Below are 25,260 nucleotides of genomic sequence, written 5' to 3'. Positions count from 1 at the left end.
CCACTCGCCACTCATTCCCCCTCCAACCGCCGCTCGATCCGCTCCACGGCCGCCGCCGTCGCCTCGCCCTGAACCTCAAGCCGCGCCAGCCGTTCGGCGACCAGCCTCTGTTCCCCGACCCGCTGCTCCAGCGTCGCGATCCGCGCCGCCGCGCCCCCGGCCCAGACCAGGCCGCCCACCGTCTGCACCACGACAGCGATCAACAGCGCCGTCGGCACGCGCCGGATTTGATGTTCGGTCATTGTCGCCTCCCTGGAGTGGCGAGTGGCGAGTGACGTGTGGCGAGTGGCGAGGTGTCCGCGCCGCCCTCCCCCATCATCTTCTCGCCACTGACCACTCGCCACTCAACTTCCCAGCCCCGCCATCCGCCGGCGTTCCTCGTCCGTCAGAAAGCTCGCCGCCTCCAGCCGCGCCCACAGGGCGTCGCGCTCGGGCTGCAGGGCCGAGACCGCATCCAGGTCCGCCCGGATCTCGCATCCGGCGAACCGCTCGCCCAGCCAGCCCGTCATCGCCCCGGCCGCCTTCCTGACCAGCGGGATCACCGTCTGGCGCCAGAAGGCCGCGTTCGCCTCTCGGTAGTTGGCGTAGGTCGCGTCGCCGGGGATCCCCAGCAGCTGCGGCGGAACCCCGAAGGCCAGGGCGATCTCGCGCGCCGCCGCGTGTTTGCCCATCGTGAAATCCATCTCCGCCGGCGTCAGGCTCAGCGGCTTCCAGTCCATTCCGCCTTCCAGCAGGATCGGCCGCCCGGCGTTCGTCGCCCCGGCGTAGACACCCGAAAGTTGGTCTTTTAGCGCCTCGAACTGCCCGTCCGTCAGCCGCTCGCCGTTCCGCGCCCCGTAAATCAGCGCCCCCGACGGCCGCGCCGCATTGTCCAAGAGGGCCTTGTTCCAGGCGCCGGCCGCATTGTGCGCGTCCACCCCTTGCGCCGCCGCCTCCAGCGGCGACAGCCCGTACCAGTCGTCCAGCGGATGCCACAGTTTCAGGTGCATCACCGGCGCCCAGCCGTCGGCCGCCCGCCCGATCCGCACCGACCGTCCGTCCACGGAGTAATCCCACGCCTCGGGCCATCCCGACCGGCCAGGGACCACCTTCACCCGGTCCGACCGCAGGGCCCACAGCTCGTCCGGCGCCCCGTCGCCGTCGCCGTCTCCGGTCGCCTCGACATAGGCGTTGCCCGACACCTGCAGCGCGCCATAGACCGCCTCCATCAGCTCGGCGCCCGACTGCTCGGGATTGGGTTTGCGGATCAGTTTCGCCAGCGGATGATCGTCGTCGCGCGCCCCCTTCACGAACACCGCGAACGGGGCGGAGGCCGCCGCCTCCGCGATCATGCGGATGCAGCGATAGGCGACGGCGTTCTTCTGATACCCCTCGCGCGCCAGGCTGGCGTAGTCGTTGGGCGTCCAACGCGGCCGCCCCACGCCCGACAGGGCGATCACCCCGCCCGCCCGGCTCTCCTTCGCCTCGGGCGCGGATGAGGGCGCGCGCATGCGCCCCGCCTGGCCGAACGGCCATCGGATCGAAACCATCGTCTTCTCCACCTATTACGGCCGCTAGAGCCGTCTTATGCTCGGCCCCTGCCCGCCGGGTTGGAGCAGCAGCCGCGTCACCGCCCAGACCAGGGCGTCGGCCCGGTCGGGGCTGGGTCCGCCCTCGCCGCCCAGGGCCAGCATCTCTTCCTCCAGGGCGGGAAAGTCGCCGCAGTGGATCACCCGCCCCTGTTCGTACAGCAGGGCCACCGGCTCGGCCCGCGCGGCCTTGGACCGGGCGGCGTGAACCATCGTCACCGCCGCCCGGCACCCGGCCTGGGCCAGGATGGTCCGCACCATCTCCCCGCCCTGGTTGACCTCGGCCACCACCTCCTGCGCGCCGTGGTCTTCGGCCGCCCGAACCGCCGCCTCGGCCCATCCCTTGGGCGACAGGCCGCGCGCCGTCCGGTCGTCCAGGATGAAGGCCCGCCCCTCCTTGCGTCCCGCCACCACGATGCCGCAGGCGTCGCCGTGGGCGCTGGCCGGCGGATCGACCGCCACCACCACCCGTTCCAGCGTCGGGGGCCGCGCGCCGCGCGCCCGTTTCAGCTCGGCGGCGCGGAACAGGGCGCCTTCGCCCTCCACCACCACCCCGTCCAGCTCCTGCGCCTCCAGCCGCGTCCCGCCATAGACGGCCTTCAGATGCGCCAGGAAGCCGGGCGCCAGGTTCCCGGCGTTCACCGTCGTCCCGGCCCGGTCGATCACCGTCCCTCCCTCGGCCATCAGCCGCCGCAGGGCCGGGATCGGCCGGGGCGTGGTCGTCACCGCCAGCTTGGGGTCGCCCCCCAGCCGCAGCCCGAACCTCAGGTTCGCCAGCACGGCCTCGGGCCGGCGCCAGGCGCAGAATTCGTCGGCCCAGCCATGGTGGAACTGCGGGCCTCTCAGACTGTCCGGGTCCTCGGCCGAAAAGGCGTAGGCCGCCGAATGATTGGACCAGACCAGCCGCCTGCGTCCCGCCTCCCAGCGCGGCCGGTCGCCCGGTTCGGCCAGGGCCTTGATCCCCGACGCCCCCTCCACCATCACCTCGCGCACGTCGTGCAGGGCCGGCCCCACCAGGGCGAACAGGCTGCCGGGCGCATTTCGGGCGATCGCGTCGATCCACACCGATCCGGCGAAGGTCTTGCCCGCCCCGCGCCCGCCCAGCAGCAGCCAGGTCCGCCAGTCGTCACCCTGGGGGTTCAGTTGATGCCGATGCAGGCGCGTCGCCCGATCCAGCCGCCGCAAGTCTTCGTCGCTCCACGGCTTCCGCTTGCTTGATCTCCAGAAGGGCGTCCATCCGTTCGCAGTTGGCTTCCAGTCGGGCGCGCACGCGCTCGGTTTCTTCCGGGTCGTAGGATCGTCCACCCATTTCGTCCTCTTCGCTGTCGGCCTCGATGCGGGGACGGATGGCCTCGACCAGCTTGGCCGCGCGGGCGATCACGCCGACGCGCCGCGCCAGCTTCTCGGCCGCGTCCGCGTCCAGGTCCTCGTCGGTGCAGACGGCCTCGGCGGCGCGTTCGACCGCCCTTTTCAGCCGCGCGAACAGCGGCCCCAGCCAGTCCGCCGTCCCCTCCGCCGTGCCGTCCGTCATCTCGTCTTTTCCCGCCATGCCCAAACCCTAACGGACCAGCGTACTCAGGCGCGCAAAAGCCCGCGAGAAAATCTTAAGTTCTTGTTTTGAAACGTATCATACCAGCGTCATTGCGCGCCCAGGCCGCCGCGACCTGGCGCCCGGCGCCGTCTCAGCCGCGCTCCAGCGCCCATTCCGGCGCCTCGAAATCCAGCGCGTCCTCCGGCACGGCCAGGGCCAGTTCGGAGATGGTCTGCCCCCGCACCGAAACGCCCGCCTTGTGCACCGTCTCGCGGCTGCCCGAGATCAGGTGATGCCACCGCGCCAGCGGCCGGCCCTCGTGCAGCCGGCGATAGGCGCACGACTTGGGCATCCATTCCAGCGCCTCGATATTGTAGGGCGTCAGCTTGATGCAGTCCGGCACATGGGCCTTGCGGTTGACATAGTCGGAACAGGCGCAGGCGTCCGGATCGAACAGCTTGCAATGCACCCGCGTGGGGATGACCTCGCCCGTGTCCTCGTCCTCAAACCGCACCAGGCAGCACAGGCCGCAGCCGTCGCACAGCGCCTCCCACTCGGCGGGCGACATCTGGGCCAGGGTCTTGGTTTCCCAATAGGGTGCGGCGGCGCTCATGGGCGGTCCTTACGCCGCGGCGGCGTCCGTCTCAACGGGTCGGGCCGCCATGACCGCATTGATGGCGGTCAGCAGCTCGGTCGGGCGGATCGGCTTGCCGACGTGGGCGTCCATCCCCGCCGCGCGACAGGCTTCGATCTGATCGGGCTGGACATTGGCCGTCAGGGCGACGATCGGCGTGCGTCCCACCCGGCCCTCCATGGCCCGGATGCGCCGCGACGCTTCCAGCCCGTCCATATTGGGCATGTGCAGGTCCATAAGGATCAGGTCGTAAAGACCGGTCTTAGCGGCCGCGACCGCCTCGACCCCGTCCGTCGCCGTCTCCAGGTTGACGCCCAGGCTCTCCATGATCGCGGTCATCAGCTCGCGATTGGCCGCCACGTCGTCGGCCATCAACACCCGCAGGGCGCCGGTCGGCCCTTGCGCCGCCTCGGGCGCCTCCACGTCCACGGCCGCCGGATCGGCGATCTCCAGCGGAACCTCGATCCAGAAGACCGAGCCTTCGCCCATCTTGCTGTCCACCCCGACCGCGCCGCCCATCACCTCGGCCAGCCGCCGGCTGATCGCCAGACCCAGGCCGGTCCCGCCGTACTGGCGCGTGGTCGAGGCGTCGGCCTGCATGAATCGGTCGAACAGGGTCTCAGCCACTTCGGGCGTCAGGCCGATGCCGCTGTCGCGCACGGCGATCCTCAGCCGTCCCTCCGCCAGGCTCAGGTGCAGCGCCACCTCTCCCTCGGCCGTGAACTTCACCGCGTTGGACAGGAAGTTCAGCGTCACCTGTCGCAGGCGTCCCGCGTCGCCGTTCAGCGCCTCGGGCACGGCCGGATCGACCTCGACACGCAGGCTCAGCCCCTTGGCCTCGCACTGGCCCTCGACGATTCCGGCCGTGGTCTCGGCCAGGTCGCGCGGGCGGAACGGCTGGGGGTCCAGCCGCACCGCCCCCGCCTCCAGCTTGGAATAGTCCAGAATGTCGTTGATGACCGCCAGAAGGCTCTCGCTGGCCGCCGCGATCTTCCGCACCCGGTCGCGGTCCCTGGGTCCCAGTTCGGCGCTGTCGTTCAACAGGCCGGCGAAGCCGATCACGCTGGTCAGGGGGGTGCGCAGCTCGTGGCTCATGTTGGCCAGGAACTCCGACTTGGCGCGCGATGCGGCCTCGGCCCGGTCCCGCGCCTGCGTCAGGGCGTCTTCCAGCCCCTTGGTCTCGGTCACGTCCCGGCACTGGTTCTGGAACTCGACCACCCGTCCGTCGGCGTCGCGGATGCTGGAGACGCGGCTTTCGACCCACAGCACCGACCCGTCGGGCCTCTGGGCGCGGAAGCGCACGGGCGGCATGTCGCCCTTCGCCCCGCTGGTCAGATAGACCACCAGGTGATTCAGCAGCAGCGGCCGGTCGTCGGGATGCACGAACTTCAGCAGCGACTGCCCCACCACCTCTTCGCGCTTCATCCCGAACCGAGCGATGGACGGCGATACATAGGTCAGGGTTCCGTCCACCCTGTGGCACAGCACCAGGTCGCTGGATCGGTCGGCCAGGAGGCGATAGCGGTCCTCGCTTTCGGCCAACTGTTTCTTGGAATCTTCCTCGTCGGTGACGTCGCGCAGGACGCCGAACACCGCGGCGCCCTCGCCATCGGGTCCGCGCTCGCAGTCGGCCTGGGCCTCCAGCACGCGGATTTCGCCATCGGCCCGACGCACGCGCGACCGCAGCTTGTAGCCGACGCCCTCGTTCAGGCAGCGCCCCAACGCCGCTTCCAGAACGCCCCGATCCTCTTCGACGTATAGAGTCAGGATCTCGTCCACCGTCGGGTGGAAGGTCGCCCGATCCAGGCCGAAGATGCGATAGATTTCGTCGCTCCAGAGGATCCGGCGCGTCTTCACGTCGACCCGCCACTGGCCGACGCCCGCCAATTCCTCGGTCAGCCGCATCAGCTCCAGCTGTTCGCTCTGACGCCTGACCGAATCCGCCTGGGCGAAGACTTCCGACGCCATCCGCCCCAGCATCCGCAGCGTCTCGACCTCGCGCTGCGACAGGGCCTTGCGCGGCCGGCTGTCCATCACCCCGATGGCGCCGACCGCCCGGTCGAACCGATCCACGATCGTCACCCCGGCGAAGAAGCGCAGATAGGGCGGCCCCACCACCATCGGATGGTCCCGGGTGCGCGGATCCGTCCGGCCGTCCTCGACCATCATCACGGCGTCGGCCCCCTGGGCCATCATCTCGGGGCTGAGCGTCATCTCGCACGGCAGGGCGTCGCGGCCCGGGCCGGTGTGACAATGGAACTCCGTCCGCTCCCCATCGACGATCGACACCATGGCGTGCGGCGTGCAGAAGATGTTGCAGGCCAGATGGGTCAGGCGGTCGAACGGGCTGGCCAGGTCCGATGTCTGGCGGGATTCTCGCAGAGGGACATGGGCGCGCATCTGGGGCATGGGACAATAGAAGCCGCACATCTGAAATTTTCAGTTACCGATGGGGCGTTTCGTCCAAGATCGTGGCGGATCGCCGGCCCCTCCTCTATATGGCCGCGATGGCAGCCAGACCCCCTCTCGTCGCGCTCAAGGACGTCCGCCTTCAGGATGGCCAGCGCCCCCTCTTCGACGGCGTCGATCTGGCCGTCGAACCACGCAGCCGCGCCGCCCTGGTGGGCCGGAACGGGGCGGGCAAGTCCACCCTGATGAAGGTGGTCATGGGCCTGATCGAGCCCGACAGCGGCGACCGCTCGGTCCAGTCCGCCACCCGTTTCGCCTATGTGCCGCAGGAGCCGCTGATCGTCGGCGACACCCTGTTGGACTACGCCGCCTCCGGCGAGGCCGAGCCCTGGACCGCCGAGTCCTGGCTGACCACCTTCGGCCTCGACCCCGCCAAGTCCACGCAAGGGCTGTCGGGCGGCGAGACCCGGCGCGCGGCCCTGGCCAAGGCTTTCGCCGAGGAGCCCGACCTGCTGCTGCTGGACGAACCGACCAATCACCTCGACATCCTGGCCATCGAGCTTCTGGAGACCGAGCTGATCTCGGCCCGGTTCGCGCTTCTGGTCGTCAGCCACGACCGCGCCTTCCTGAACCGCGTCACCGACACCGTCCACTGGCTGGAGGGCCGCCGCGTCCGCACCCTGAACAAGGGCTTCGTCGACTTCGACGACTGGGCCGCCAAGACGCTGGAGGAAGAGGCCGAATCCCTGCGCCGCCTGACCAAGACCATCGAGCGCGAGACGGCCACCTTCTACTCCTCCATCACCGCCCGCCGCAGCCGCAACGAGGGCCGCGCCCGCTCCCTCCAGGCCCTGCGCGCCGAACGCGCCGAGAAGATGAAGGACGTCCCGCGCGAACTGTCCCTGGGCGTCGATTCCGGCGCCGCCTCCGGCAAGCTGGTCGCCGAGATCAAGGGGGTGTCGAAGGGGTTCGACACAGTGGCGAGCGGCGAGGCGCGAGTGGCGAGTGAAGCCGGCGCCGAGACCCCGACCCTCGCCCCATCCCCCTCGTCACTCGTCACTCGCCACTCGCCACTTCCTTCCCGCCGCACCCTGTTCAGGAACCTGACCACCCGCATCATGCGCGGCGACCGTCTGGGCATCGTCGGACCCAACGGGGCGGGCAAGACCACCCTGGTCAAGACCTTGCTGGGCGAACTGGCGCCCGACGAGGGCACGGTGCGCCTGGGCGCCAATCTGGAGCCGGTCTATCTGGACCAGTCGCGCGCGGGGCTGAAGTCGGACATGACCCTGTGGGACGCCCTGACGCCGGGCGGCGGGGACTCGATCCTGGTGCGCGGCGTGTCCAAACACGTCGCCGCCTACGCCAAGGAGTTCCTCTTTTCCGAGGCCCAGCTGCGCCAGCCGATCTCGACCTTATCGGGGGGCGAGCGCAACCGTCTGCTGCTGGCCCGCGCCCTGGCGAAGCCGGCCAATCTGCTGATCCTGGACGAACCGACCAACGACCTGGACATGGATACGCTGGACAAGCTGGAAGAGCTGCTGGAGGGTTATGACGGCACCCTGATCCTGGTCTCCCACGACCGCGACTTCATCGACCGTCTGGCGACCTCCACCCTGGCCCTGAACGGGCGCGGCGACATCGTGGAGACCCCCGGCGGCTGGACCGACTTCCTGCGCCAGAATCCGGGCTTCCTGAGCGGCGAGTCCCGAGTGGCCAGCGGCGAGAAGAAGAAGGCGGAGGACACGTCTGGCGCGGAAAGGACCCTCGCCACTCAAAAGAAGACCCCCAAACTCTCCTACAAGGACGCCCGCCGCCTGGAGGAAGTCGAGAAACTGATCGAGACCCTGCCTGGCGTCATCGCCAGACACGACGCGACCCTGGCCGACCCCGACCTCTACGCCCGCGACCCCAAGGCTTTCGACGTCGCCATGAAGGCCGCCGAAAAGGCCCGCGCCGAGCTGGACTCCGCCGAGATGGAATGGCTCGAACTGGAAGAGAAGAAGGCGGCCCTGGCGGGGTGAAGACGGGGCTTAGTCGGGGGTCTTCGCCTCGTCCTTCGCCTTTCCCCTGGCGGCGTAGGTCTGAGCCACGGCGACGATCGCCGCCGCGGCCAAGCCCAACGGAAACCACAGGCCGAACTTGCCGGTCAGCAGGCCGATCAGGCCGCAAACCAGCACCACGCCGAAAGGGGTCAGCTTTTTCATGGATCCCAGCCTAGCCCAGCACGGCCGGCTCTTGAAACCCCTGGCCCGCCTGCCCACTGCAGAGACATGACCCTGCGCGTCCACACCGTCCAGTTCGATCCGCCGCAGCAGGCGGCCGTGCGACGGATCGACGCCATGCTGGCGCGTGCGCCGCGCCTGCGGACCGATCCCTGGCGGGTCGAGGCGGGTCAGCGGCTGTCGGCCTGGCTGGACGCGGCGGCGGGGCGGGTCACGGTCCCGCGCCTGCGCAAGCGCGGCGTGACGGTCGAGATCGTCCGGACCGAGGGCGACCCTGCCGTGCCCTTGCGCATCCTGCATCCGGCCCAGCCGCCCCGGGCGGTGGTGCTGGACGTCCACGGCGGCGGCTGGGTGCTGGGCAGCGCGGGGCTGAACGACCGGCTGAACGCCCATCTGGCGCGCCACGGCTTCTGCGTCGTCTCGGTCGACTATCGCCTGCTGTCCGAGCGGCGCGGCGTCTATATCGAGGCGGCCATCGCCGACTGTCTGGCCGCCGCCTTCTGGACCGTGACGAACGTGGACCGGCTGGGGGCCGCGCCCCTGTTCATCGCGGGCGAATCCGCAGGCGGCCATCTGGCGGCCCTGACGGCCTTGGCCCTGCGCGACAAGGGGCTGATCGACAGGATCAAGGGCTGCGTCTTCGCCTATGGCGTCTTCGATCTGTCGGGGACCGAGAGCGTGCGCGCGGCCGGACCCGAGACCCTGCTGTTCGACGGCCCGACCATGCGGGCCGACCTGGCGCGCCTGGCCCCCGACCGCGACGAGGACGCCTTGCGCCAGCCCGATGTCTCGCCGCTCTACGCCGACCTCACCGGCCTGCCGCCCGCCCTGCTCCTGGCCGGCGAATACGACCCCCTGTTCGAGGACAGTCTTCTGATGGCCACCCGCTGGGGCGAGGCGTCGGAGGCCGACCTGATCCGCGTGCCCGAGACTCCCCACGGCTTCCTGCATTTCGGCGGCCCCGCCGCGCGCGGCGCCCGCATCGCCATCCGCCGCTGGCTGGACGCCAGACTTGACGCCAGTTCAGCCGGCTAGCCCGCCTCGATCAGCTCGCTGATGCGCCCGCCCAGGGCCTCCATGGCGAAGGGTTTGGTCATGACGTGCATGCCCGGCTCCAGCTGGCCGTTGCCGACCACCGCGTTCTCGGCGTAGCCGGTGATGAACAGCACCTTCAGATCGGGCCGAACCGCCCGCGCCGCATCGGCCATCTGGCGGCCGTTCATGCCGCCGGGCAAGCCCACGTCCGTGACCAGAAGGTCGATCCGCGCCTGGGATTGCAGGACCTTCAGCCCCGTCGCCCCGTCCGACGCCTCTATGCAGTGATAGCCCAGGTCGTGCAGGATTTCGGCGACCAGCATCCGCACCGTCGGCTCGTCGTCCACGATCATGACCGTCTCCCCGGCCTGGGCGCGGGGCGGCTGTTCGATGTCCGCCATCGGCTCGCCCGCCTCCACCTCGCCCAGATGGCGGGGCAGATAAAGACAGACCATCGCCCCGTCGCCGGGCTCGGAATAGATGCGCACCTGCCCGCCCGACTGGCGCACGAAGCCATAGATCATCGACAGGCCCAGCCCCGTCCCCTGGCCCAGCGGCTTGGTGGTGAAGAAGGGCTCGAAGGCGCGGGCCGCCACCTCGGGCGTCATCCCCTCCCCGGTGTCGCTGACGCAGATGGAGACATACTGCCCCGGCTCCAGGTCCTGGGCCTTGGCCGCGCGCGCGTCGATCCAGCGATTGGCCGTCTCGATGGTCAGGCGGCCGCCCTCGGGCATGGCGTCGCGCGCATTGATGCACAGGTTCAGAAGGGCGTTCTCCAGCTGGTGCGCGTCGATCATGACGGGCCACAGGCTGGCGCTGGCCACCACCTCCAGATGGATCGACGGCCCTGTGGTGCGGCGGATCAGGTCCTCCATCCCCCGGATCAGCCGGTTCGGATCGGTCGGCCGCGGGTCCAGGGTCTGGCGTCGGGAAAAGGCCAGCAGGCGATGGGTCAGGGAGGCCGCGCGCTTGGCGGCGCCCTGGGCGGCGGCGGCGAACCGCTCCACGTCGTTGTGGCGGCCCTGGGCGATGCGGCTGGAGATGATCTCCAGACTGCCGGTGATCCCGGCCAGCAGATTGTTGAAGTCGTGGGCGATGCCGCCGGTCAGCTGGCCGACCGCCTCCATCTTCTGGCTCTGGCGCAGGGCCTCCTCGGCCTGCATCAGGGCGCTGGTGCGCTGGGCGACCTGTTCCTCCAGCGTCTCGTTGAACCGCGCCAGTTCGGCCGCCTGACGGCGCAGGTCCTCGATGTCGGTGTTGGCCCCGACCCAGCGGGTGATCCGGCCCTCTTCGTCATGGACCGGCTCGGCCCGGACCATGAAGGTGCGATAGACGCCGTCGTGGCGGCGGATGCGGAACTCGGTCTCATAGACCTGGCCGCTGGCCAGGGCCCGCGACCAGGCATCGACGGCCGCTTGGGCGTCGTCGGGGTGCAGGTTCTTCAGCCACCCCTCCGGCCCGTCCAGATCGCCGGGCCTTGAGCCGGTGTAGGCATAGATCTGGGGGTTGAACCAGTACAGCGACCCGTCGGGCCAACTGGCCCAGATCTGGTTCGGCGTCGCTTGGGCCAGAACGCGGAACTGGGCCTCGCTGTCGCGCAGGGCAGCGCTGCTGCGGGCGCGTTCGGTGGCCATCCGCACCCGTTCGGCCACGTCGCGCATCAGCTGCAGGTCGCCGTCGCTCCAGGCGCGGGGCGTGGCGTTGTTGACGAAGACCAGGGCCACCACCCGCCCCTGCTCCATCAGCGGCATGTTGATGAAGGAACCCGCGTTGATGGCCTTCAACTGATCCGCCGTGGCGGCCGTGCGGGGGTCGCAGGTCACGTCGGCGATGGCCACCGTCTCCCCGGCCTTGATGTCGTCGATATAGGAGCCGTAGTCGCGGAAGCTCAGCACCCCGGCGATGCTCTTCACCCCCGGCTGGTTGAAATCCCGCTCGATGGTGATGGTCTCGGCGACCGTGTCGATCACCCCGTAGCCGGCGCGGCTGACGCCCATGGCGCGGGCCAGCACCTCGGCCGAGGCCAGGGCGATCTCGCCGGCGTCGGTCAGGTCGCGGATGGCGTCGCCCAGCTCGATCAGGGCCTTCTGGCGCGCCTCGGCCTGTTTGCGCTCGGTGATGTTGTTGAACAGGATGGCCACGCGGTAGGCGCCCGGCCGGCCGATCCGCAGCGCCTGCACGTCGTACCAGCGGCCGAAGATGTCGGCCGGATTCTCGAACCGGGCCGGCTCGCCCGTCTTGGCCACCGCGCCGTACAGCTCGAACCAGTGGCGCTCCAGCCCCGGCGCGATCTCGCTGACCCATTTGCCGTAGGGATCGGCCAGGCCGGTCATCTCCTCGAAGGCCCGGTTGCCTTCGAGGATGCGATAGTCGATCGGCCGGTCGTCGGCGTCGAACTTCATCTCGATGACGCAGAAGCCGGTGGTCATGGCGGCGAAGACGGCCTGATAGCGCGCCTCGCTCTCGGCCAGGGCCGCGTCGGCCATCCGCCGGCCGGTGATGTCCACGCCCTGGACGAAGATGCCCCAGACCTGGCCCGCCGTATCCTTCAACGGCTGATAGACGAAGTCCAGAAAGCGCTCGACGGCGGGGCCGCCTGGCGCCGTCTGCAGGACGAACCGGGCGCTTTCCGCCCGGTGCGCGACCCCGGTGCGATAGACCTGGTCCAGGATGTCGACATAGCCCTGGTCCGCCGCCTCGGTCAGGGCTTCGGCCACCGTGCGGCCCAGCACCTCGCGGTAGCCGACGACCTGCTGATAGAGGGGGTTGGCCAGGACGAACCGATGCTCCGGCCCGACCAGCAGCGCCATGAACCCCGGCGCCTGGGCGAACATCTCGCCCAGTTGCACGGCATCGAAGGCGGTCTGAACAGCCGACCCGGAAACGTTTTTGGACAAGCGTGTTCCCCAAGGACCTGCGACTGACCCTGACAAACCCGGATCGCGCCGAGTCGTTGCAGGCCAGACCGTGTGAAAGCGCGCGCCGCGGCGATTCATCGCCTTCTTGTGGACAGTCCAAAGACCTGATCCACCACAGCGAATTTGATCCGTCCACCGATATTCACAGGCTTGTCCACCGCCGCCGGGCCAGTCTTGCACATCGGGGCGAACTGGGACGCTTGCCTCATAGACGGTTTCGTCGGAACGTCAACGGGCCGAGGGACACGGCGGCGCGGAAATCCGGGGAGACCCGGAACTCAAGCGAACCGGCCCGGCTCTCCGACCCGACGTTTCGGGCGGTCTTGCGACCGTAACGAGCGACAGGCGGGATCAAGGCCTCGACCGCGTCCAATCCTCGGATCGACGCAGGCCGGGGAACCGGATCGGGATCGACGGACGGCGCGGACGCAATCCGCGGAACGCCGAAGACCCTGAGCGCGACAGGATACAGCCGACCGTCCTCGCAGGGTTCGCCCCACGACGACGCCCAGGCCGAGGTCCAGACCCGAACGGCCAAGTCCAACCCGGACTTGGCGAGGGGACGAAGCCGACGGGTCCGCCCGAAGACTTCGTCCCCTCGCTCAATTGGGGCCTTCGCTTGCCGACGTCGCCCGACAACGCCCCCTCCTGACCTGCCGCCTTCCCAAGGCCGTCATCGCCCCGTAAAGCAGAGACATGTTCCAGCGTGGGATTCGCCCCCTCCTGACCCGCCGCAACGCCTTGATGGCGGGGGCCGCCGTCGTGCTGGGCGGCGCGGGCCTGGGCCTTAGGGCCTGCGACCGCGCCGAGGCGCCGGTGGACGAGCAGGGGCGCGTGCGGCTGCGCTTCGCCACCGACTGGCGCGCCCAGGCCGAGCATGGCGGCTTCTATCAAGCCCTGGCGTCGGGGGCCTATGAGAAGCGCGGGCTGAACGTCCAGATCGTGCAGGGCGGGCCGGGGGTGAACATGCCCCAGCTTCTGGCCTCGGGCGCGGTCGAACTGGGCATGGGCTCCAACAGTTTCGTGCCGATGAACCTGGTCGCCTCGGGCGCGCCGGTGAAGGCGGTCGCGGCCTTCTTCCAGAAGGACCCCCAGATCCTGATGGCCCACCCCGATCCGGCGCTGGAGACCCTGGCCCAGTTGAAAACCCGACCCTTCCTGCTGGCCGACTCCTCGCTGAACGGCTTCTGGGTCTGGCTGAAGGCCAAATACGGGTTCACCGACGCCCAGGTGCGGCCCTACGCCGGCGACCTGAAGGCGTTTCTGGACGACCGCCGCGCGGTGCAGCAGGGCTATCTGACCGCCGAACCCTATCGTGTCGAGCGCGAGGGCGGGTTCGCGCCCAAGGTCTTCCTTCTGGCCGACGACGGCTATCCGTCCTACGCCGCCATGGTGCTGGCGCCCAACGCCTTTGCGCGGGACAACGCCGCGGCCCTGCGCAGCTTCGTCGCCGCCTCGGCGGAGGGGTGGCGCGACTATCTGCGGGGCGACCCCTCGGCCGCCGACGCCCTGATCCGCCAGGACAATCCCGACATGACCCAGGCCATGCTGGATCAGGCGCGGGACCGGCTGCGCGACAATGCGGTCGTCGACGGCGGGGACGCGGCCCTCTACGGCCTGGGCGCCATGACCGAGGAGCGCTGGCGCGCCTTCTTCGAGGCCACCAGCCAGGCGGGCGTCTATGATCCCGGCCTGAACTGGCGCGAAGCCTTCACCAACGCCTATCTGCCCGGCCGGGGCTGAGGCCGCCCGTCGATCAGCGTTAGCGCGCGGTTAAGCTGGAAAAGGCTAGGGTTTGTGATCCTCGTCTGCGGGAGCGCCGTCTTGCGCCATCTGTTCGCCCCCTCGTCCGGCCTGATCCTGGCGTCCGGCCTGATTCTGGCCTGCGCCGCCGCCGGCGCGGCCGAGGCCCAACAGGCGCCGGTCAACGGGGCGGGCCTGCGTTATCTGACCTGGCCCGGCAAGCCGGCCGTCACGACCGCCCCTCCACGGCCCGCTCTCGTCGCCCGCGACGCCGCGCTGCCGCCCCTGGCGCGGCTGGACACGCGCGCCTCCGCTTCGTCCGGCGCGCCGCATCGGGGCCTGACGCCCGCCACGGCCTGGATCGCGTCCCCGTCCGGCGCGTCTCCGTCCGTCACGTCTTCCGCCACGGCCCCATCGGCCGCTCCCGCGCCGTCCGTCCCCGTTCAGCCGGAGCCCGTTCAAGCGTCCCCCGCCCAAGGCGTCGCGGCCAGCGCGGCATCGGCGCCGCAGGGCCAGACGCGGGACCAGGCGCAGGGTCAAACGCAGCCCGACGTCTCGGCCGAAGCCCCCGCCCCTGCCGCCGCCCCTGCGACCGTCGACCCGATGGCGCCCCGCCGCGACGCCGCCATCTTCCGCCTGCAACGCCAGCCGGAAGCCCAGGCCGTCGCCCCGGACCAAATCGCCTCTCTCCAGGCCGAACCCCGATCCCAGCCTCAGTTCCAGGCCCAGGGCGCGCGTTACTATTCGGTCCACCGCCAGGCCGGCCGCCATCCGGACGCCATCCCGGCGCCGCAGCAGACCTATCTCGACGCCCTGCCGATCGAGATGAGCCAGACGCCCTCCTCCGCCGACCTCGCCCAGCCCGACGCGCCGCCCGCCCTGGGGCGCACCGCCGACGGCCAGGTGCGACCCCTGCCCCAGACCGAGCCCGACGCCCTGCCATGACCGAGCGTTCCAACGTCGCCGTAGCCGTCGCCACGGTCGAGACCTCCCGCCTGCCCCAGTTGATCGCCCTGGCCAGCGAGGGCTCCAGCGAGAAGCGCCGCCTGCTGCTGCGCGAACTGACCGACCACTTCTTCGGCGCGACCGACCACGGCGCCGCCGAGATCGCCCTTTACGGCGAGGTGCTGGACCGACTGTGCGACGAGATGGAGGCGGCGGTCAGGGCCGAACTGTCCGCCCGCTTCGCCGACGCGGTGAACGCGCCGCGGCGACTGATCCGCCGTCTGGCCAACGACCAGGCCCAGGTGGCCGCGCCGGTGCTGCGCGCCTCCCCGATGCTGACCGACGACGACCTGATCAAGGTGGCCCGCAGCCGCAGCCAGGACCACCTGCGCGCCGTCTCCGGCCGGGCCGAGGTGTCGGAGGCGGTGTCCGACGCCATCGTGGAACACGGCGACGACGACACCCTGCACGCCCTGCTTCGCAACGACGGCGCGCGCCTGTCGCGGGCCGCGTCCGAGACGGCGGTGGAGCGGGCCAAGCTCAATCCGGCGCTTCATGCCGCCACGGTGCAGCGCAAGACCCTGCCGCTGGACCTGCTGAACGAGATGTATTTCACGGTCGAGGCCAGGCTGCGTCAGCAGATTCTGGAGCAGAACGCGCGGATCAACCCCGACCTGCTGGAGGCGGCCCTGAGCGCCGGCCGCACGCGGGTCGCGGCCGAGGACGGCGCCCTGCCGGCCGATTACGCCGAACAGGTCGCCTATGTGGACGAACTGCACGCCGCCGGCCAGCTGACGCCCCAGGTGCTGGTGCGCTTCCTGCGCTCCAACGGACGCACGCCCTTCCTGATCGCCCTGGCCAAGCTGTCGGACCTGGATTTCCACACCGCCCGCAGCATCGTGGAGCGCAAGGACCTGGACGCCCTGTCGGTGGTCTGCAAGGCGTCGGACATGGACCGCGCCATCTACATGACCTACGCCGTGGCCATACTGGGATCGGAAGACAATCCCATGGGCAAGGCGGCCGCCTATGGGCGGATGTACAGCGAGCTGACGCGCGACGCCGCGCTGCGGACCCTGCGCTTCTGGCGCATGCGCCGCACCGCCCAGGCGGCGTAGGGCGCCCAGACCCCAAGCCTCCAAACGGAAACGCCCGCTTCCTGGCGGAAGCGGGCGTTCGTGCGTCGAGGGGACGGCGGCTTACTTCTTGGCGCGCGGCGCGCGGGCCGGTTTGCGGCCGCCCTGGCCCAGGCCCATCTGCTTGGCCAGTTCCGAACGCGCCTTGGCGTAGTTCGGAGCGACCATGGGATAGTCCTTGGGCAGGTTCCACTTGGTGCGGTAATCTTCGGGGCTCATGTCGTATTTGGTGCGCAGGTGACGCTTCAACGACTTGAACTTGCGGCCGTCTTCCAGACAGATCAGGAAATCCGGGTTGATCGACTTGCGGACCGGAACAGCCGGTTCCTTGGGCTCTGGCTCGGGCTCGACCGGCGCGGCGGTGACGCCCGAAAGGGCGGCGTGAATACTGGCGATCAGCGACGGCAGGGTTTCGGCGGCGACCGTGTTATTGCCGACATAGGCCGACACGATGTCGGCCGTCATTTCGAGCAGTTGGGGATTCTCGTCCATTCGCGGCTTCACTCTCGGCTATATTCAGTTCGACTGAGAACACAGCCGATTCCATACAACAGGGTTGATACTGTTGTTCGATCGTAATGGCAACACGGCGCCGAAATGCGTAATTACGCGCGCGGTCGCCCTATTTGTGATTGCGTGATCTTAGCGGCGAAAGTCTTCGCCCAGAACCATCATCGCCGCGCGCGCGGGAGCGGAATACTCGTCCACCGCTTCTTCGTCGCCGTCACGGATCGCCTGCAGAAGCGTGGGCGTCAAAGCCGACGACAAAGTCCAGTTCCAGTAACGCAATACAGTCTGGGCGCGATCTACCGCCAGCATTTCATAGGTGATCTGCACCCGTTCCCAATCGGGATTTAGGCCGCCCTCGGGCGTCGCCTCGGGACGGCGCATGGACCGCCACAGGTTCAGAAGATCCAGGCGCGTCAGACCCGTGGCCTTGCAAAGGATGGCCAGCGGCTCCCCGCCCGGGTCGCCCATCAGCTTGGCGCCGGTCAGCGGCTTCAGCCCGGCCAGGAAGGCGATCTCGGCGGCCGTTTCGCGCGACAGTCCGTCACGGGCGGCCACGGCGACGGCCTGCTCCAGGCTTTCGAACGGGCTCTTGTCGACGGCGGCGCGGCTGCGCTGGCGACGCTCGATGAACTGCAGGGCCTTGCGCACGACAGGGTCGCTCCAGTCCTCGCGCGCGGCCAGGACGAACACGTCTTCCGACACCTCCTGCATGACTTCGCGTGAGACGGCGAACCGCTGCAGGATGGTGCGCCGGTCGGCCGGATTGCTCCACCAGAACATCACATAGGCGCCCGACGGACGCAGTTCGGGGCGCTTCAGCAGGGGGGCGCACAGGTGGCGGTGCTGGCGGCTGAGGCCGACGGCCATCTCCACCCCCGCCTGGGACAGGCGCGCGGCGGCGTTGCGCAGGACGACCTCGGCCACCTCCGGGTCTTCGGTGGCCAGGAGCGCCTCGGTGACGATCTCGCTGAGATTGCGACGGCCGGCGATCAGACGACGATGCTCGGGTCCCGCGTCACGCGCGCAGGCCACGAGGTCGGCGTCGGTCAGGGCCGCGCACTGTTCGATCAGCAGCCCCGCGATATCCACCGCGTCGCGCAGGAGCAGGCGGGTCACGCTGTTGGGCAGTTCGGCCAGGGGCGCCAGGCGGGCGGCCACGCGCCGACGCTCTTCCGGCGCGGCCAGGCGCAGCATCTCCACCAGAAGGTCGCCCGTCACCGCCCGTTCGAAGGCGTTGACGCGGCTGGCGGGCAGGGACACCAGGTCGGCCAGCCGCTTCAGGAGGGCCTGGCGCGCCTTGGCCGGGGTGTCCGGCGCGGGCTCTTCGACAATCATGGGCGCGAGGTTGCTCATGGAGCGCAGCCTAGCGTACACGGGTTAACCGTGCGTGAGCCCGCGCCGACGGATGCGCGATCCGTCGTCGCCGATCGTTCGGGCGGCGCGGGTCCGTCTAAAGCCCTTCGAACAGGGCCGTGGACAGGTAGCGTTCGGCGAAGGAGGGGATGACGACCACGATGGTCTTGCCCGCATTCTCCTCGCGCGCCGCCAGGCGGAAGGCGGCTGTCAGGGCCGCGCCCGAGCTGATGCCGACGGGAATTCCTTCGACGCGGGCGGCCTTCCTCGCCATGTCGAAACTGTCGTCGTTGGAGACCTGCTCCACCCCGTCCACGACCGAGCCGTCGTAGATGGCCGGCACGAAGCCGGCGCCGATGCCCTGGATCTTGTGCGGCCCCGGCTGGCCGCCCGACAGGACCGGCGACGCCTCGGGCTCCACCGCGATCATCCGAACCGAGGGCTTCCTGGCCTTCAGCGCCTGGCCGACGCCCGAGATGGTGCCGCCCGTGCCCACGCCCGCGACGACGATGTCGACGGCGCCGGCCGTGTCGTTCCAGATCTCCTCCGCCGTCGTGACCCGGTGGATGGCGGGGTTGGCCAGGTTCTCGAACTGCGAAGGGCTGACGGCGCCGGGCGTGCTGTCCAGCAGCTCCTGGGCGCGGGCGATGGCGCCCTTCATCCCCTTCTCGGCGGGGGTCAGCTCCAGCTGGGCGCCCAGCAGGGCCAGCATCTTGCGGCGTTCGATCGACATGCTCTCGGGCATGCACAGGATCAGCTTCAACCCCTTGGCGGCCGCCACGAAGGCCAGGGCGATGCCGGTGTTGCCGCTGGTCGGTTCGACCAGCACCGTGTCCGCATTGATCTCGCCCGCCTGCTCCAGCGCCTCGACCATGGCCACGCCGATCCGGTCCTTGACCGAGGCGATGGGGTTGAAGAACTCCAGCTTGGCCAGGACCGTCGCCTTGGCCCCGTATTCCGCCGACAGGCGCGGCAGGCGCACGATCGGCGTGTCGCCAAGGGTGTCGACGATCGAGTCATAGACCTTGCCCCGACCCGTCTTCAGGTGGCGGGAGGCGTCGTAGCTGAAGTCGGACATGGGGCGGTCTCCTCGATTGGCTGGCGCTCAACAGATAAGGCCTCGGCGCGCCATGCAAGGGGGCCGAGACGATGATTTCTAAAACGAGCTGGTACAAGCGGTGGCGGCTTGCAGCCAGCCTGCGGCCCTAAGGCTGGCCACCCGCGCGCGCGACACCGCCGCCGTCAGCCCGCCGGTCAGAACCAGCCGCAGGTTCCGCCCCTCCTCGACCACCCCCACGATGGCCGCCCGCGCCACCCACCCCGAGCGATGCGTTTGCATCCCTTCGACGCCCTGCAGTCCCGCAACGGCCTGGGACAGGGGCATCAGCACCAGCCGAGACCCCCGCGCGGTGTGGACGCGGACATAGTGATCCTCCATCTGGAGAGAGATCAGGTCATGATCCAGCCGCGCGGACGGATTGCGGGGGAACGGGGGTTCGTCGCCCTCGACCGTCGGCGCGTCGGCGGGCGTCCGCATCCCGGTTCAGCTGTGGCAGGCGGGCGCCGACGCCATCCTCCCCGCGGGCCACTACGACTTCCTGCCGCCGTGCTCGCCCGGCCTCGCCGCCGACGCGCCGCAGATTTGCACCCCGACGCCCGGTTTCGACCGCGCCGCCTTTCACCGCGACTTCAACCGAGACGTCGTCCGCTTCTTCCGCGAAACGCTCTAAGCGCCTGAATCAGGCTCTAACGCCCCAACGCCGCTCGCGCAGGGTCGAAGCCGACGACCTCGCGGATCACGATCATGCTCTTGAAGCCGCGCACCCCCTTGTCGGGGACCAGTTCGCGGATGCCGAAGGCCTCGTAGGCCTGCATGGAGGGGACGGCGACCATGACCAGATAGTCGGTCTCTCCGGTCACGTCCCAACAGCCCTGGACCTCGGGGCTGGCCTTCATCGCCCGCTGGAAGGTCTCCATCACCTTGCGGTCCTGGGTGGTCATCTCCACCAGCACCTGAACGACGATGCGCGGCGCCAGGCGGGCCGGGTCGATCAGGGCCACGTCGGCGGCGATGACCCCTTCGGCCCGCAGACGGCGCAGGCGACGCAGCACCGCCGATTCCGACAGGCCCACCGCCTCGGCCGTCACCCGGGCCGGCTCCAGGGTGTTGCGCCGGACGCGGGCCAGCAGCTTGCGGTCGAAATCGTCCAGCGCGACGAAATTCGTCATGGACTGTCCTTTCGTGACGATTTCAGGCGCAATCAGGCCGGAAATCGGCGAGAAGCGCAAGCCGGAACCGGCTATTCAAGCCTCATGACGACCATGGCCCTGAAATCCCGCCTGACCTCGCCCCAGATGGGACGCCTGATCCCCTATGCGGCCCTGTTCGCCGGCATGGCGACCCTGGCGTGCGGCACCTCCTTCGCCAAGACCCTGTTCCCCCTGGTGGGGGCGCAAGGCGTCTCGGCCTATCGCGTCGGTCTGTCGGCCCTGTTGCTGGTTCTGGTGTTCCGGCCCTGGCGCGCGCGCCTGAACCGTCAGGACCTGATCGGCGTGGCCCTGTACGGCGCGGTCATGGGGGCGATGAACCTCAGCTTCTACATGTCGTTGCGGACCATTCCCCTGGGCCTGGCCATCGCCATCGAGTTCATGGGGCCGCTGGCCCTGGCCCTGATCCATTCCAGAAAGCCCGTCCATTTCGCCTGCATCGGCTTTGCGGCGGCGGGGCTGGCCCTGCTGCTGCCGATCCGGAGCGGGGCGGACGCCCTGGACCCCGGCGGCATGGCCCTGGCGGCGCTCGCGGGCCTGTTCTGGGCGCTGTACATCGTGTTCGGCAAGCGGCTGTCGCATCTGCATCCGGGCCAGACGGTGGCGACGGGCATGAGCGTGGCGGCCCTGGTGGTCGTGCCCTTCGGCCTGGTCCATGCGGGGACGGCCCTGCTGAACCCCGCCCTGCTACTGGCCGGGGCGGCGGTGGCCCTGTTCTCCAGCGCCCTGCCCTATACGTTTGAAATGTTCGCCATGCGCGCCATCCCCAAGCGCACCTTCGGCGTGGTGCTGAGCGCCGAACCGGCGGTCGGCGCCCTGGCGGCCCTGGCCATACTGCACGAGCATCTGACCGCCCAGCAGTGGCTGGCCATCCTGTTCATCGTGGCCGCCTCGGTCGGCGCCATCGCCACCACGCGGGCCGAACGGGTGGTGTCCGAAACCGTCTGAGCCGCCCCCCGACGTCCCCGGCTTCATCCCGCGTTAACCACGATGGCGCAAACGGTTAACCACTGTTTTCGGGGTCGTCCGCTTGCGTAATCTCGTCGCCGCCGTCGAAGCGATCGACCCGCTGGTCGTCACCGGCAAGGTGGCGGGCGTGTCGGGCCTGCTGATCGAATCGCGCGGCGGCCTGTCGCGTCTGGCGGTCGGGGCGCGGGCCGAGATCGGGCGGCGCGGCCACGATCCCCTGCCGGCCGAGGTCGTCGGTTTCCGCGACTCCAAGGCCCTGCTGATGCCCTTCGGTCCGGTCGAGGGCGTGGCCCCCGGCGCCGACATCCGCATCATCGACCAGGCCGCCAGCGTGCGCCCCACCACCGCCTGGCTGGGCCGGATCATCGACGCCTTCGGCCAGCCGATCGACGGCAAGGGACCGCTGCCGCAAGGCCCCGCCCCCTACCCTCTGCGCGCGCCCCCACCCCCGGCCCATTCGCGCGGCCGGGTCGGCGAGCGTCTGGACCTGGGCGTGCGGGCCATGGACGTCTTCACCACCACCTGCCGGGGCCAGCGCCTGGGCATCTTCGCCGGATCGGGCGTGGGCAAGTCGGTGCTGCTGTCCATGCTGGCCAAGCAAGCCACCTGTGATGCCGTGGTGGTCGGCCTGATCGGCGAACGGGGCCGCGAGGTGCGCGAGTTCGTCGAAGAGACCCTGGGCGAAGAGGGGCTGAAACGCGCCGTCGTCGTGGTCGCCACCAGTGACGAACCGGCCCTGAAGCGCCGCCAGTCGGCCTATATGACCATGGCCATCGCCGAATATCTGCGCGACCAGGACCTGGAGGTGCTGTGCCTGATGGACAGCGTCACCCGGTTTGCGATGGCCCAGCGCGAGATCGGCCTGGCCGCCGGGGAGCCCCCGACCACCAAGGGCTACACCCCCACCGTCTTCACCGAACTGCCCAAGCTGCTGGAGCGGGCCGGGCCGGGGCCGATCCGGCCGGACGGCACGACGGCGGCCCCCATCACCGCCCTGTTCACCGTTCTGGTGGACGGCGGCGACCATGACGAGCCGATCGCCGACGCCGTTCGAGGCATTCTGGACGGCCATATCGTCATGGACCGCAAGATCGCCGAGCGCGGGCGCTTTCCCGCCATCGACGTGCTGAAGTCCGTCAGCCGGACCATGCCCGCCTGTCAGACACCGCCCGAGCGCGACCTGAACAAGCGCGCCCGCCAGTGCCTGTCGGCCTATGCCAATATGGAAGAGCTGATCAAGATCGGCGCCTACCGGACCGGCGCCGACCCCATCGTGGACCGGGCCATCGCCCTGAACCCCGCGCTGGAGGATTTCCTGGGGCAGGACAAGGACGATGCGACCCGTCTGGAAGACTCCTTCGTTCGGCTGGAGGCCATCCTGAACCAGGGCATGATCCACAGTGGCGAGTGACGAGTGGCGAGGGCGCTCGGGTCAGTTCCGCTGTTCACCGGCCGGTCGCTCGGCCAACGCCGAGAACTCGCCACTCGCCACTCGTCACCCGCCACTCATTCTTAACCTCTCGAACCGCATCGTGACCGCATGACCGCCTGGGCCCAATCCCTGATCCGCATCTCCAACTATGAGGTCGAGACGCTGCAGAAGCGCCTGGCCGAGATCGCCGAACGCCGCAGCCAGGCCGAGATCCGCATCGCCGTGCTGGACGCCGAGGCGGAGGCCGAACGCGACCGCGCCCGTCACGACGCCGACGCGGGGTTGATGCTGGGCGCCTATCTGAACGGCTGGAAGGCCCGGAAGACCGTCGCCGAATCCGATCTGTCGGCTCTGGACGCCGAGGAAGCCGGCGCCCGCGACGCCCTGACCGGCGCCTTCGAAGAGCTGAAGAAGTTCGAGCATGTGGCCGAAACCACCCGCCTGAACACGCTGATCGCCATCGCCAGGCGCGAAACCGCCGCCTTCGACGAACTGGGCCTGCGGAAGCGTGCGGTCTGACGACCGACAGCCTTCTTCCTCTCCCTGCGGGGGCGGGAACGGCATGACGCCGAACCGACGCACCCTCCTCGCCGCCCCGCTCGCGCTCTGCGCGGGGGGCCTCGCCGCCTGCGACCGCTTCGCCGCCGCCGAGCCGACGCCGCCTGTGGTTCCGCCGTTGAAGTCGGTCTCGCCCGCCCCGTTCGGCACGGCGATCAAGGCCATGCAGATCGACGACCCGGACTGGGTCGCCCTGGCCCGCGCCAACGTCTCCCAGCTCACGCCCGAGTGGGAGATGAAGATGGAATATGTCCTGGCGAACGGCCTGGGCCGCCCGAACTTCGACCGCACCGACCGCATCGCCGCCTTCGCCCAGGCCAATGGCATGGCGATGCACGGCCACACCCTGATCTGGTATTCGCAAGGGGCCGAGGCGTTTTCGGGCCTGACGGGCGCCGCCTTCGACCGGGCCTTCGACGGCTATATCGCCGCCATGGCCGGCCGGTATCGCGGCAAGGTCCGCAGCTGGGACGTGGTCAACGAGCCGATCCTGGACGACGGTTCGGGCATGCGCGACTGCCACTGGTCGGCGCGATACGGCCACGACGGCTATATCCTGCGCGCCTTCGAAAAGGCCCGGATCGCGGACCCGCAGGCCGTCCTGTTTCTCAATGAATACAATCAGGAAAGCGTGCCGGCCAAGGGCGCGCAATTCCTGAAACTGGTCGAGCGGCTGCTGAAGGCCGGCTGTCCGCTGCAGGGGCTGGGCCTGCAATCCCACCTGTGGATCGACATCCCCGAAGGCGTCATCGCCGCCTATATGCGCAAGATCGGTCAGTTCGGCTTGCCGATCCATGTGTCGGAGCTGGACTGCACCCTGAGGACCGACAGGCGGCTGGATTTCCGTGGTCAGGCCGACCGTCTGGCGGCCCAGGGCGCGCGCGTCACCGAACTGGCCTCGGCCTTCGCCGCCCTGCCCAAGGTCCAGCAGTTCGCCTTCACCGTCTGGGGTCTGCGCGACACCGACAGCTGGTATCGCCAGGGCGCCAAGGACGACGGCCGCGACAAGCCCCTGCCCTTCGACAGCTTCGGCCGCCCCAATCCGATAGCGGCAGCCCTGGCGGCGGGGTTCCAGGACTGACGACGGCCCCAAAAAGAAGAAGGCCCGCCGTCCCCGGCGGGCCTAACAAACTGGCTTGAGGTCAGACGCCAATCAGGCGGCGACGCTCTGGCCCGCTTCCGCCGGATCGCGCAGGACGTAGCCGCGGCCCCAGACGGTTTCGATATAGTGTTTGCCGTCGGCGGCGGTGGCCAGTTTCTTGCGCAGCTTGCAGATGAAGACGTCGATGATCTTCAGCTCGGGCTCGTCCATGCCGCCATACAGGTGGTTCAGGAACATTTCCTTGGTCAGGGTCGTGCCCTTGCGGAGCGAGAGCAGCTCCAGCATCTGGTATTCCTTGCCGGTCAGGTGCACGCGGTGGCCGTTCACCTCCACCGTCTTGGCGTCCAGGTTCACGGCGATGTCGCCGGTGTGGATGATGGCCTGGGCGTGACCCTTGGAGCGACGCACCACCGCATGGGTGCGGGCGATCAGCTCGTCCTTGTGGAAGGGCTTGGTCAGATAGTCGTCGGCGCCGCCGCCAAAGGTCTTGACCTTGGTTTCGATCTCGTGGCTGCCCGACAGGATCATGACCGGGGTGTTGATCTTGCCCACGCGCAACTGACGCAGCACTTCCAGGCCGCTCATGTCCGGCAGGTTCAGGTCCAGCAGAATGAGGTCGTAGTCATAGATCTTGCCCAGATCGATGCCTTCCTCACCCAGATCGGTGGTGTAAACGTTGAAGCCTTCGGACTTCAGCATCAGCTCGATGCTTTGGGCAGTTGCGTGATCGTCTTCAATCAACAGGACGCGCATTCGTGCCCCTCCAGGCCATAGCTTAGCGGTAACTACCCTGGCGAACGGCCGGGTAACCTTGTTCGCAGGTTAAGACGCGAAAACCTTAAGAAGGGTTAACGCCATCGGATTGAGTCGAATCCTAGGCTGATTTGCGAATCGGCGTCGAGAGTCGCGAGTCAACGATTCGAA

Annotated in this window: 23 protein-coding genes; 9 read left to right on the top strand and 14 right to left on the bottom strand. The window is 69.3% G+C overall.

The genetic code is table 11. The annotated features are described in order from the left end of the window. Positions 1 to 11: 11 nt before the first annotated feature. The 6 genes from QE389_RS13150 to QE389_RS13125 form a co-directional block, all read right to left on the bottom strand. Positions 12 to 242: a hypothetical protein gene (locus QE389_RS13150; protein WP_307368104.1), complete on the bottom strand. Its 231-nt coding sequence runs from the start codon at positions 240 to 242 to the stop codon at positions 12 to 14. A gap of 102 nt (positions 243 to 344) precedes the next feature. Further along, positions 345 to 1,490 (bottom strand): phage portal protein, encoded by a 1,146-nt coding sequence (locus QE389_RS13145; RefSeq protein WP_307368101.1) that lies wholly within the window; start codon positions 1,488 to 1,490, stop codon positions 345 to 347. A gap of 63 nt (positions 1,491 to 1,553) precedes the next feature. Further along, positions 1,554 to 2,753, bottom strand: coding sequence for a DNA-packaging protein (locus QE389_RS13140; protein WP_307368099.1), 1,200 nt, complete (start codon positions 2,751 to 2,753; stop codon positions 1,554 to 1,556). Further along, entirely contained in the window at positions 2,695 to 3,117 is a 423-nt protein-coding gene (locus tag QE389_RS13135) for a hypothetical protein (protein WP_307368096.1), read from the bottom strand. The genes QE389_RS13140 and QE389_RS13135 overlap by 59 nt, the downstream gene beginning before the upstream one ends. A gap of 133 nt (positions 3,118 to 3,250) precedes the next feature. Beyond that, entirely contained in the window at positions 3,251 to 3,712 is a 462-nt protein-coding gene (locus QE389_RS13130; RefSeq protein ID WP_307368093.1) for a YcgN family cysteine cluster protein, read from the bottom strand. 9 nt (positions 3,713 to 3,721) lie between these two features. Beyond that, positions 3,722 to 6,163, bottom strand: coding sequence for a PAS domain S-box protein (locus QE389_RS13125; protein ID WP_307368090.1), 2,442 nt, complete (start codon positions 6,161 to 6,163; stop codon positions 3,722 to 3,724). Between the two features lie 77 nt (positions 6,164 to 6,240). Between QE389_RS13125 and QE389_RS13120 the strand changes: the two genes are divergently transcribed. Further along, positions 6,241 to 8,166, top strand: coding sequence for an ABC-F family ATP-binding cassette domain-containing protein (locus tag QE389_RS13120; protein ID WP_307368088.1), 1,926 nt, complete (start codon positions 6,241 to 6,243; stop codon positions 8,164 to 8,166). A gap of 9 nt (positions 8,167 to 8,175) precedes the next feature. Here the strand turns inward: QE389_RS13120 and QE389_RS13115 are convergent, their stop codons facing one another. After that, positions 8,176 to 8,349: a hypothetical protein gene (locus QE389_RS13115; RefSeq protein WP_307368085.1), complete on the bottom strand. Its 174-nt coding sequence runs from the start codon at positions 8,347 to 8,349 to the stop codon at positions 8,176 to 8,178. Positions 8,350 to 8,415: 66 nt separating this feature from the next. Between QE389_RS13115 and QE389_RS13110 the strand changes: the two genes are divergently transcribed. Further along, positions 8,416 to 9,402, top strand: coding sequence for an alpha/beta hydrolase (locus tag QE389_RS13110; protein ID WP_307368082.1), 987 nt, complete (start codon positions 8,416 to 8,418; stop codon positions 9,400 to 9,402). Here the strand turns inward: QE389_RS13110 and QE389_RS13105 are convergent. After that, positions 9,399 to 12,299 carry a PAS domain S-box protein gene (locus QE389_RS13105; protein WP_307368079.1) on the bottom strand — a complete coding sequence of 967 codons (2,901 nt, stop codon included), beginning with the start codon at positions 12,297 to 12,299 and terminating at the stop codon, positions 9,399 to 9,401. The two genes, QE389_RS13110 and QE389_RS13105, sit on opposite strands and share 4 nt — an antisense overlap. A gap of 717 nt (positions 12,300 to 13,016) precedes the next feature. Here QE389_RS13105 and QE389_RS13100 point away from each other — a divergent pair. The 3 genes from QE389_RS13100 (at position 13,017) to QE389_RS13090 (ending at position 16,126) form a co-directional block, all read left to right on the top strand. Next, positions 13,017 to 14,063 (top strand): ABC transporter substrate-binding protein, encoded by a 1,047-nt coding sequence (locus QE389_RS13100; RefSeq protein ID WP_307368077.1) that lies wholly within the window; start codon positions 13,017 to 13,019, stop codon positions 14,061 to 14,063. Positions 14,064 to 14,144: 81 nt separating this feature from the next. After that, a complete protein-coding gene (locus QE389_RS13095) occupies positions 14,145 to 15,008 on the top strand; it encodes a hypothetical protein (protein ID WP_307368074.1) in 864 nt (287 codons plus the stop codon). Then, positions 15,005 to 16,126 (top strand): DUF2336 domain-containing protein, encoded by a 1,122-nt coding sequence (locus QE389_RS13090; protein WP_307368071.1) that lies wholly within the window; start codon positions 15,005 to 15,007, stop codon positions 16,124 to 16,126. Before QE389_RS13095 ends, QE389_RS13090 begins: the two co-directional genes overlap by 4 nt. 81 nt (positions 16,127 to 16,207) lie before the next feature. On the opposite strand, the gene QE389_RS13085 is transcribed toward QE389_RS13090, so the two are convergent. From QE389_RS13085 to QE389_RS13065, 5 genes are all read right to left on the bottom strand, one after another. Next, positions 16,208 to 16,636: a MucR family transcriptional regulator gene (locus QE389_RS13085; protein WP_307368069.1), complete on the bottom strand. Its 429-nt coding sequence runs from the start codon at positions 16,634 to 16,636 to the stop codon at positions 16,208 to 16,210. Between the two features lie 150 nt (positions 16,637 to 16,786). Continuing rightward, a complete protein-coding gene (locus QE389_RS13080) occupies positions 16,787 to 18,007 on the bottom strand; it encodes a DUF2336 domain-containing protein (protein ID WP_307368066.1) in 1,221 nt (406 codons plus the stop codon). A 97-nt stretch (positions 18,008 to 18,104) separates the two neighbouring features. After that, positions 18,105 to 19,085, bottom strand: coding sequence for a cysteine synthase A (cysK, locus tag QE389_RS13075; RefSeq protein ID WP_307368063.1), 981 nt, complete (start codon positions 19,083 to 19,085; stop codon positions 18,105 to 18,107). Between the two features lie 78 nt (positions 19,086 to 19,163). Further along, positions 19,164 to 19,544: a LytTR family DNA-binding domain-containing protein gene (locus QE389_RS13070; RefSeq protein ID WP_307368061.1), complete on the bottom strand. Its 381-nt coding sequence runs from the start codon at positions 19,542 to 19,544 to the stop codon at positions 19,164 to 19,166. Between the two features lie 209 nt (positions 19,545 to 19,753). Beyond that, on the bottom strand, positions 19,754 to 20,236 hold the full coding sequence (locus QE389_RS13065) for an Lrp/AsnC family transcriptional regulator (RefSeq protein ID WP_307368059.1): 483 nt from the start codon (positions 20,234 to 20,236) through the stop codon (positions 19,754 to 19,756). 84 nt (positions 20,237 to 20,320) lie between these two features. Between QE389_RS13065 and QE389_RS13060 the strand changes: the two genes are divergently transcribed. The 4 genes from QE389_RS13060 to QE389_RS13045 all read left to right on the top strand — a co-directional run bounded on the left by QE389_RS13060 (position 20,321) and on the right by QE389_RS13045 (position 24,315). After that, positions 20,321 to 21,223 (top strand): DMT family transporter, encoded by a 903-nt coding sequence (locus tag QE389_RS13060; RefSeq protein ID WP_307368057.1) that lies wholly within the window; start codon positions 20,321 to 20,323, stop codon positions 21,221 to 21,223. An 82-nt stretch (positions 21,224 to 21,305) separates the two neighbouring features. After that, positions 21,306 to 22,655, top strand: coding sequence for a flagellar protein export ATPase FliI (fliI, locus tag QE389_RS13055; protein WP_307368055.1), 1,350 nt, complete (start codon positions 21,306 to 21,308; stop codon positions 22,653 to 22,655). A gap of 129 nt (positions 22,656 to 22,784) precedes the next feature. Next, complete coding sequence (locus tag QE389_RS13050; protein ID WP_307368052.1) at positions 22,785 to 23,195, top strand: flagellar FliJ family protein; 411 nt, start codon at positions 22,785 to 22,787, stop codon at positions 23,193 to 23,195. Positions 23,196 to 23,238: 43 nt separating this feature from the next. Beyond that, positions 23,239 to 24,315, top strand: coding sequence for an endo-1,4-beta-xylanase (locus QE389_RS13045; protein ID WP_307368049.1), 1,077 nt, complete (start codon positions 23,239 to 23,241; stop codon positions 24,313 to 24,315). 72 nt (positions 24,316 to 24,387) lie between these two features. On the opposite strand, the gene ctrA is transcribed toward QE389_RS13045, so the two are convergent. Continuing rightward, complete coding sequence (ctrA, locus tag QE389_RS13040; RefSeq protein ID WP_307368046.1) at positions 24,388 to 25,089, bottom strand: response regulator transcription factor CtrA; 702 nt, start codon at positions 25,087 to 25,089, stop codon at positions 24,388 to 24,390. Positions 25,090 to 25,260: the final 171 nt, after the last annotated feature.

The sequence above is a fragment of the Brevundimonas sp. SORGH_AS_0993 genome, assembly GCF_030818545.1.
In the GTDB taxonomy this organism is placed as follows: Bacteria; Pseudomonadota; Alphaproteobacteria; order Caulobacterales; family Caulobacteraceae; genus Brevundimonas.
The sequence above is the reverse complement of the archived record's forward strand: the minus strand, read 5'-3'. Positions and strand labels throughout refer to the sequence as shown.

Excerpts from the sequence above, each read along its gene's own strand:
- QE389_RS13150 (WP_307368104.1), bottom strand. The coding sequence starts at position 242 with ATGACCGAACATCAAATCCGGCGCGTGCCGACGGCGCTGTTGATCGCT.
- QE389_RS13145 (WP_307368101.1), bottom strand. The coding sequence starts at position 1,490 with ATGCGCGCGCCCTCATCCGCGCCCGAGGCGAAGGAGAGCCGGGCGGGC.
- QE389_RS13135 (WP_307368096.1), bottom strand. The coding sequence starts at position 3,117 with ATGGCGGGAAAAGACGAGATGACGGACGGCACGGCGGAGGGGACGGCG.
- QE389_RS13130 (WP_307368093.1), bottom strand. The coding sequence starts at position 3,712 with ATGAGCGCCGCCGCACCCTATTGGGAAACCAAGACCCTGGCCCAGATG.
- QE389_RS13125 (WP_307368090.1), bottom strand. The coding sequence starts at position 6,163 with ATGTGCGGCTTCTATTGTCCCATGCCCCAGATGCGCGCCCATGTCCCT.
- QE389_RS13120 (WP_307368088.1), top strand. The coding sequence starts at position 6,241 with ATGGCAGCCAGACCCCCTCTCGTCGCGCTCAAGGACGTCCGCCTTCAG.
- QE389_RS13115 (WP_307368085.1), bottom strand. The coding sequence starts at position 8,349 with ATGAAAAAGCTGACCCCTTTCGGCGTGGTGCTGGTTTGCGGCCTGATC.
- QE389_RS13110 (WP_307368082.1), top strand. The coding sequence starts at position 8,416 with ATGACCCTGCGCGTCCACACCGTCCAGTTCGATCCGCCGCAGCAGGCG.
- QE389_RS13100 (WP_307368077.1), top strand. The coding sequence starts at position 13,017 with ATGTTCCAGCGTGGGATTCGCCCCCTCCTGACCCGCCGCAACGCCTTG.
- QE389_RS13090 (WP_307368071.1), top strand. The coding sequence starts at position 15,005 with ATGACCGAGCGTTCCAACGTCGCCGTAGCCGTCGCCACGGTCGAGACC.
- QE389_RS13085 (WP_307368069.1), bottom strand. The coding sequence starts at position 16,636 with ATGGACGAGAATCCCCAACTGCTCGAAATGACGGCCGACATCGTGTCG.
- QE389_RS13080 (WP_307368066.1), bottom strand. The coding sequence starts at position 18,007 with ATGAGCAACCTCGCGCCCATGATTGTCGAAGAGCCCGCGCCGGACACC.
- cysK (WP_307368063.1), bottom strand. The coding sequence starts at position 19,085 with ATGTCCGACTTCAGCTACGACGCCTCCCGCCACCTGAAGACGGGTCGG.
- QE389_RS13070 (WP_307368061.1), bottom strand. The coding sequence starts at position 19,544 with ATGCGGACGCCCGCCGACGCGCCGACGGTCGAGGGCGACGAACCCCCG.
- QE389_RS13065 (WP_307368059.1), bottom strand. The coding sequence starts at position 20,236 with ATGACGAATTTCGTCGCGCTGGACGATTTCGACCGCAAGCTGCTGGCC.
- QE389_RS13060 (WP_307368057.1), top strand. The coding sequence starts at position 20,321 with ATGACGACCATGGCCCTGAAATCCCGCCTGACCTCGCCCCAGATGGGA.
- QE389_RS13050 (WP_307368052.1), top strand. The coding sequence starts at position 22,785 with ATGACCGCCTGGGCCCAATCCCTGATCCGCATCTCCAACTATGAGGTC.
- QE389_RS13045 (WP_307368049.1), top strand. The coding sequence starts at position 23,239 with ATGACGCCGAACCGACGCACCCTCCTCGCCGCCCCGCTCGCGCTCTGC.
- ctrA (WP_307368046.1), bottom strand. The coding sequence starts at position 25,089 with ATGCGCGTCCTGTTGATTGAAGACGATCACGCAACTGCCCAAAGCATC.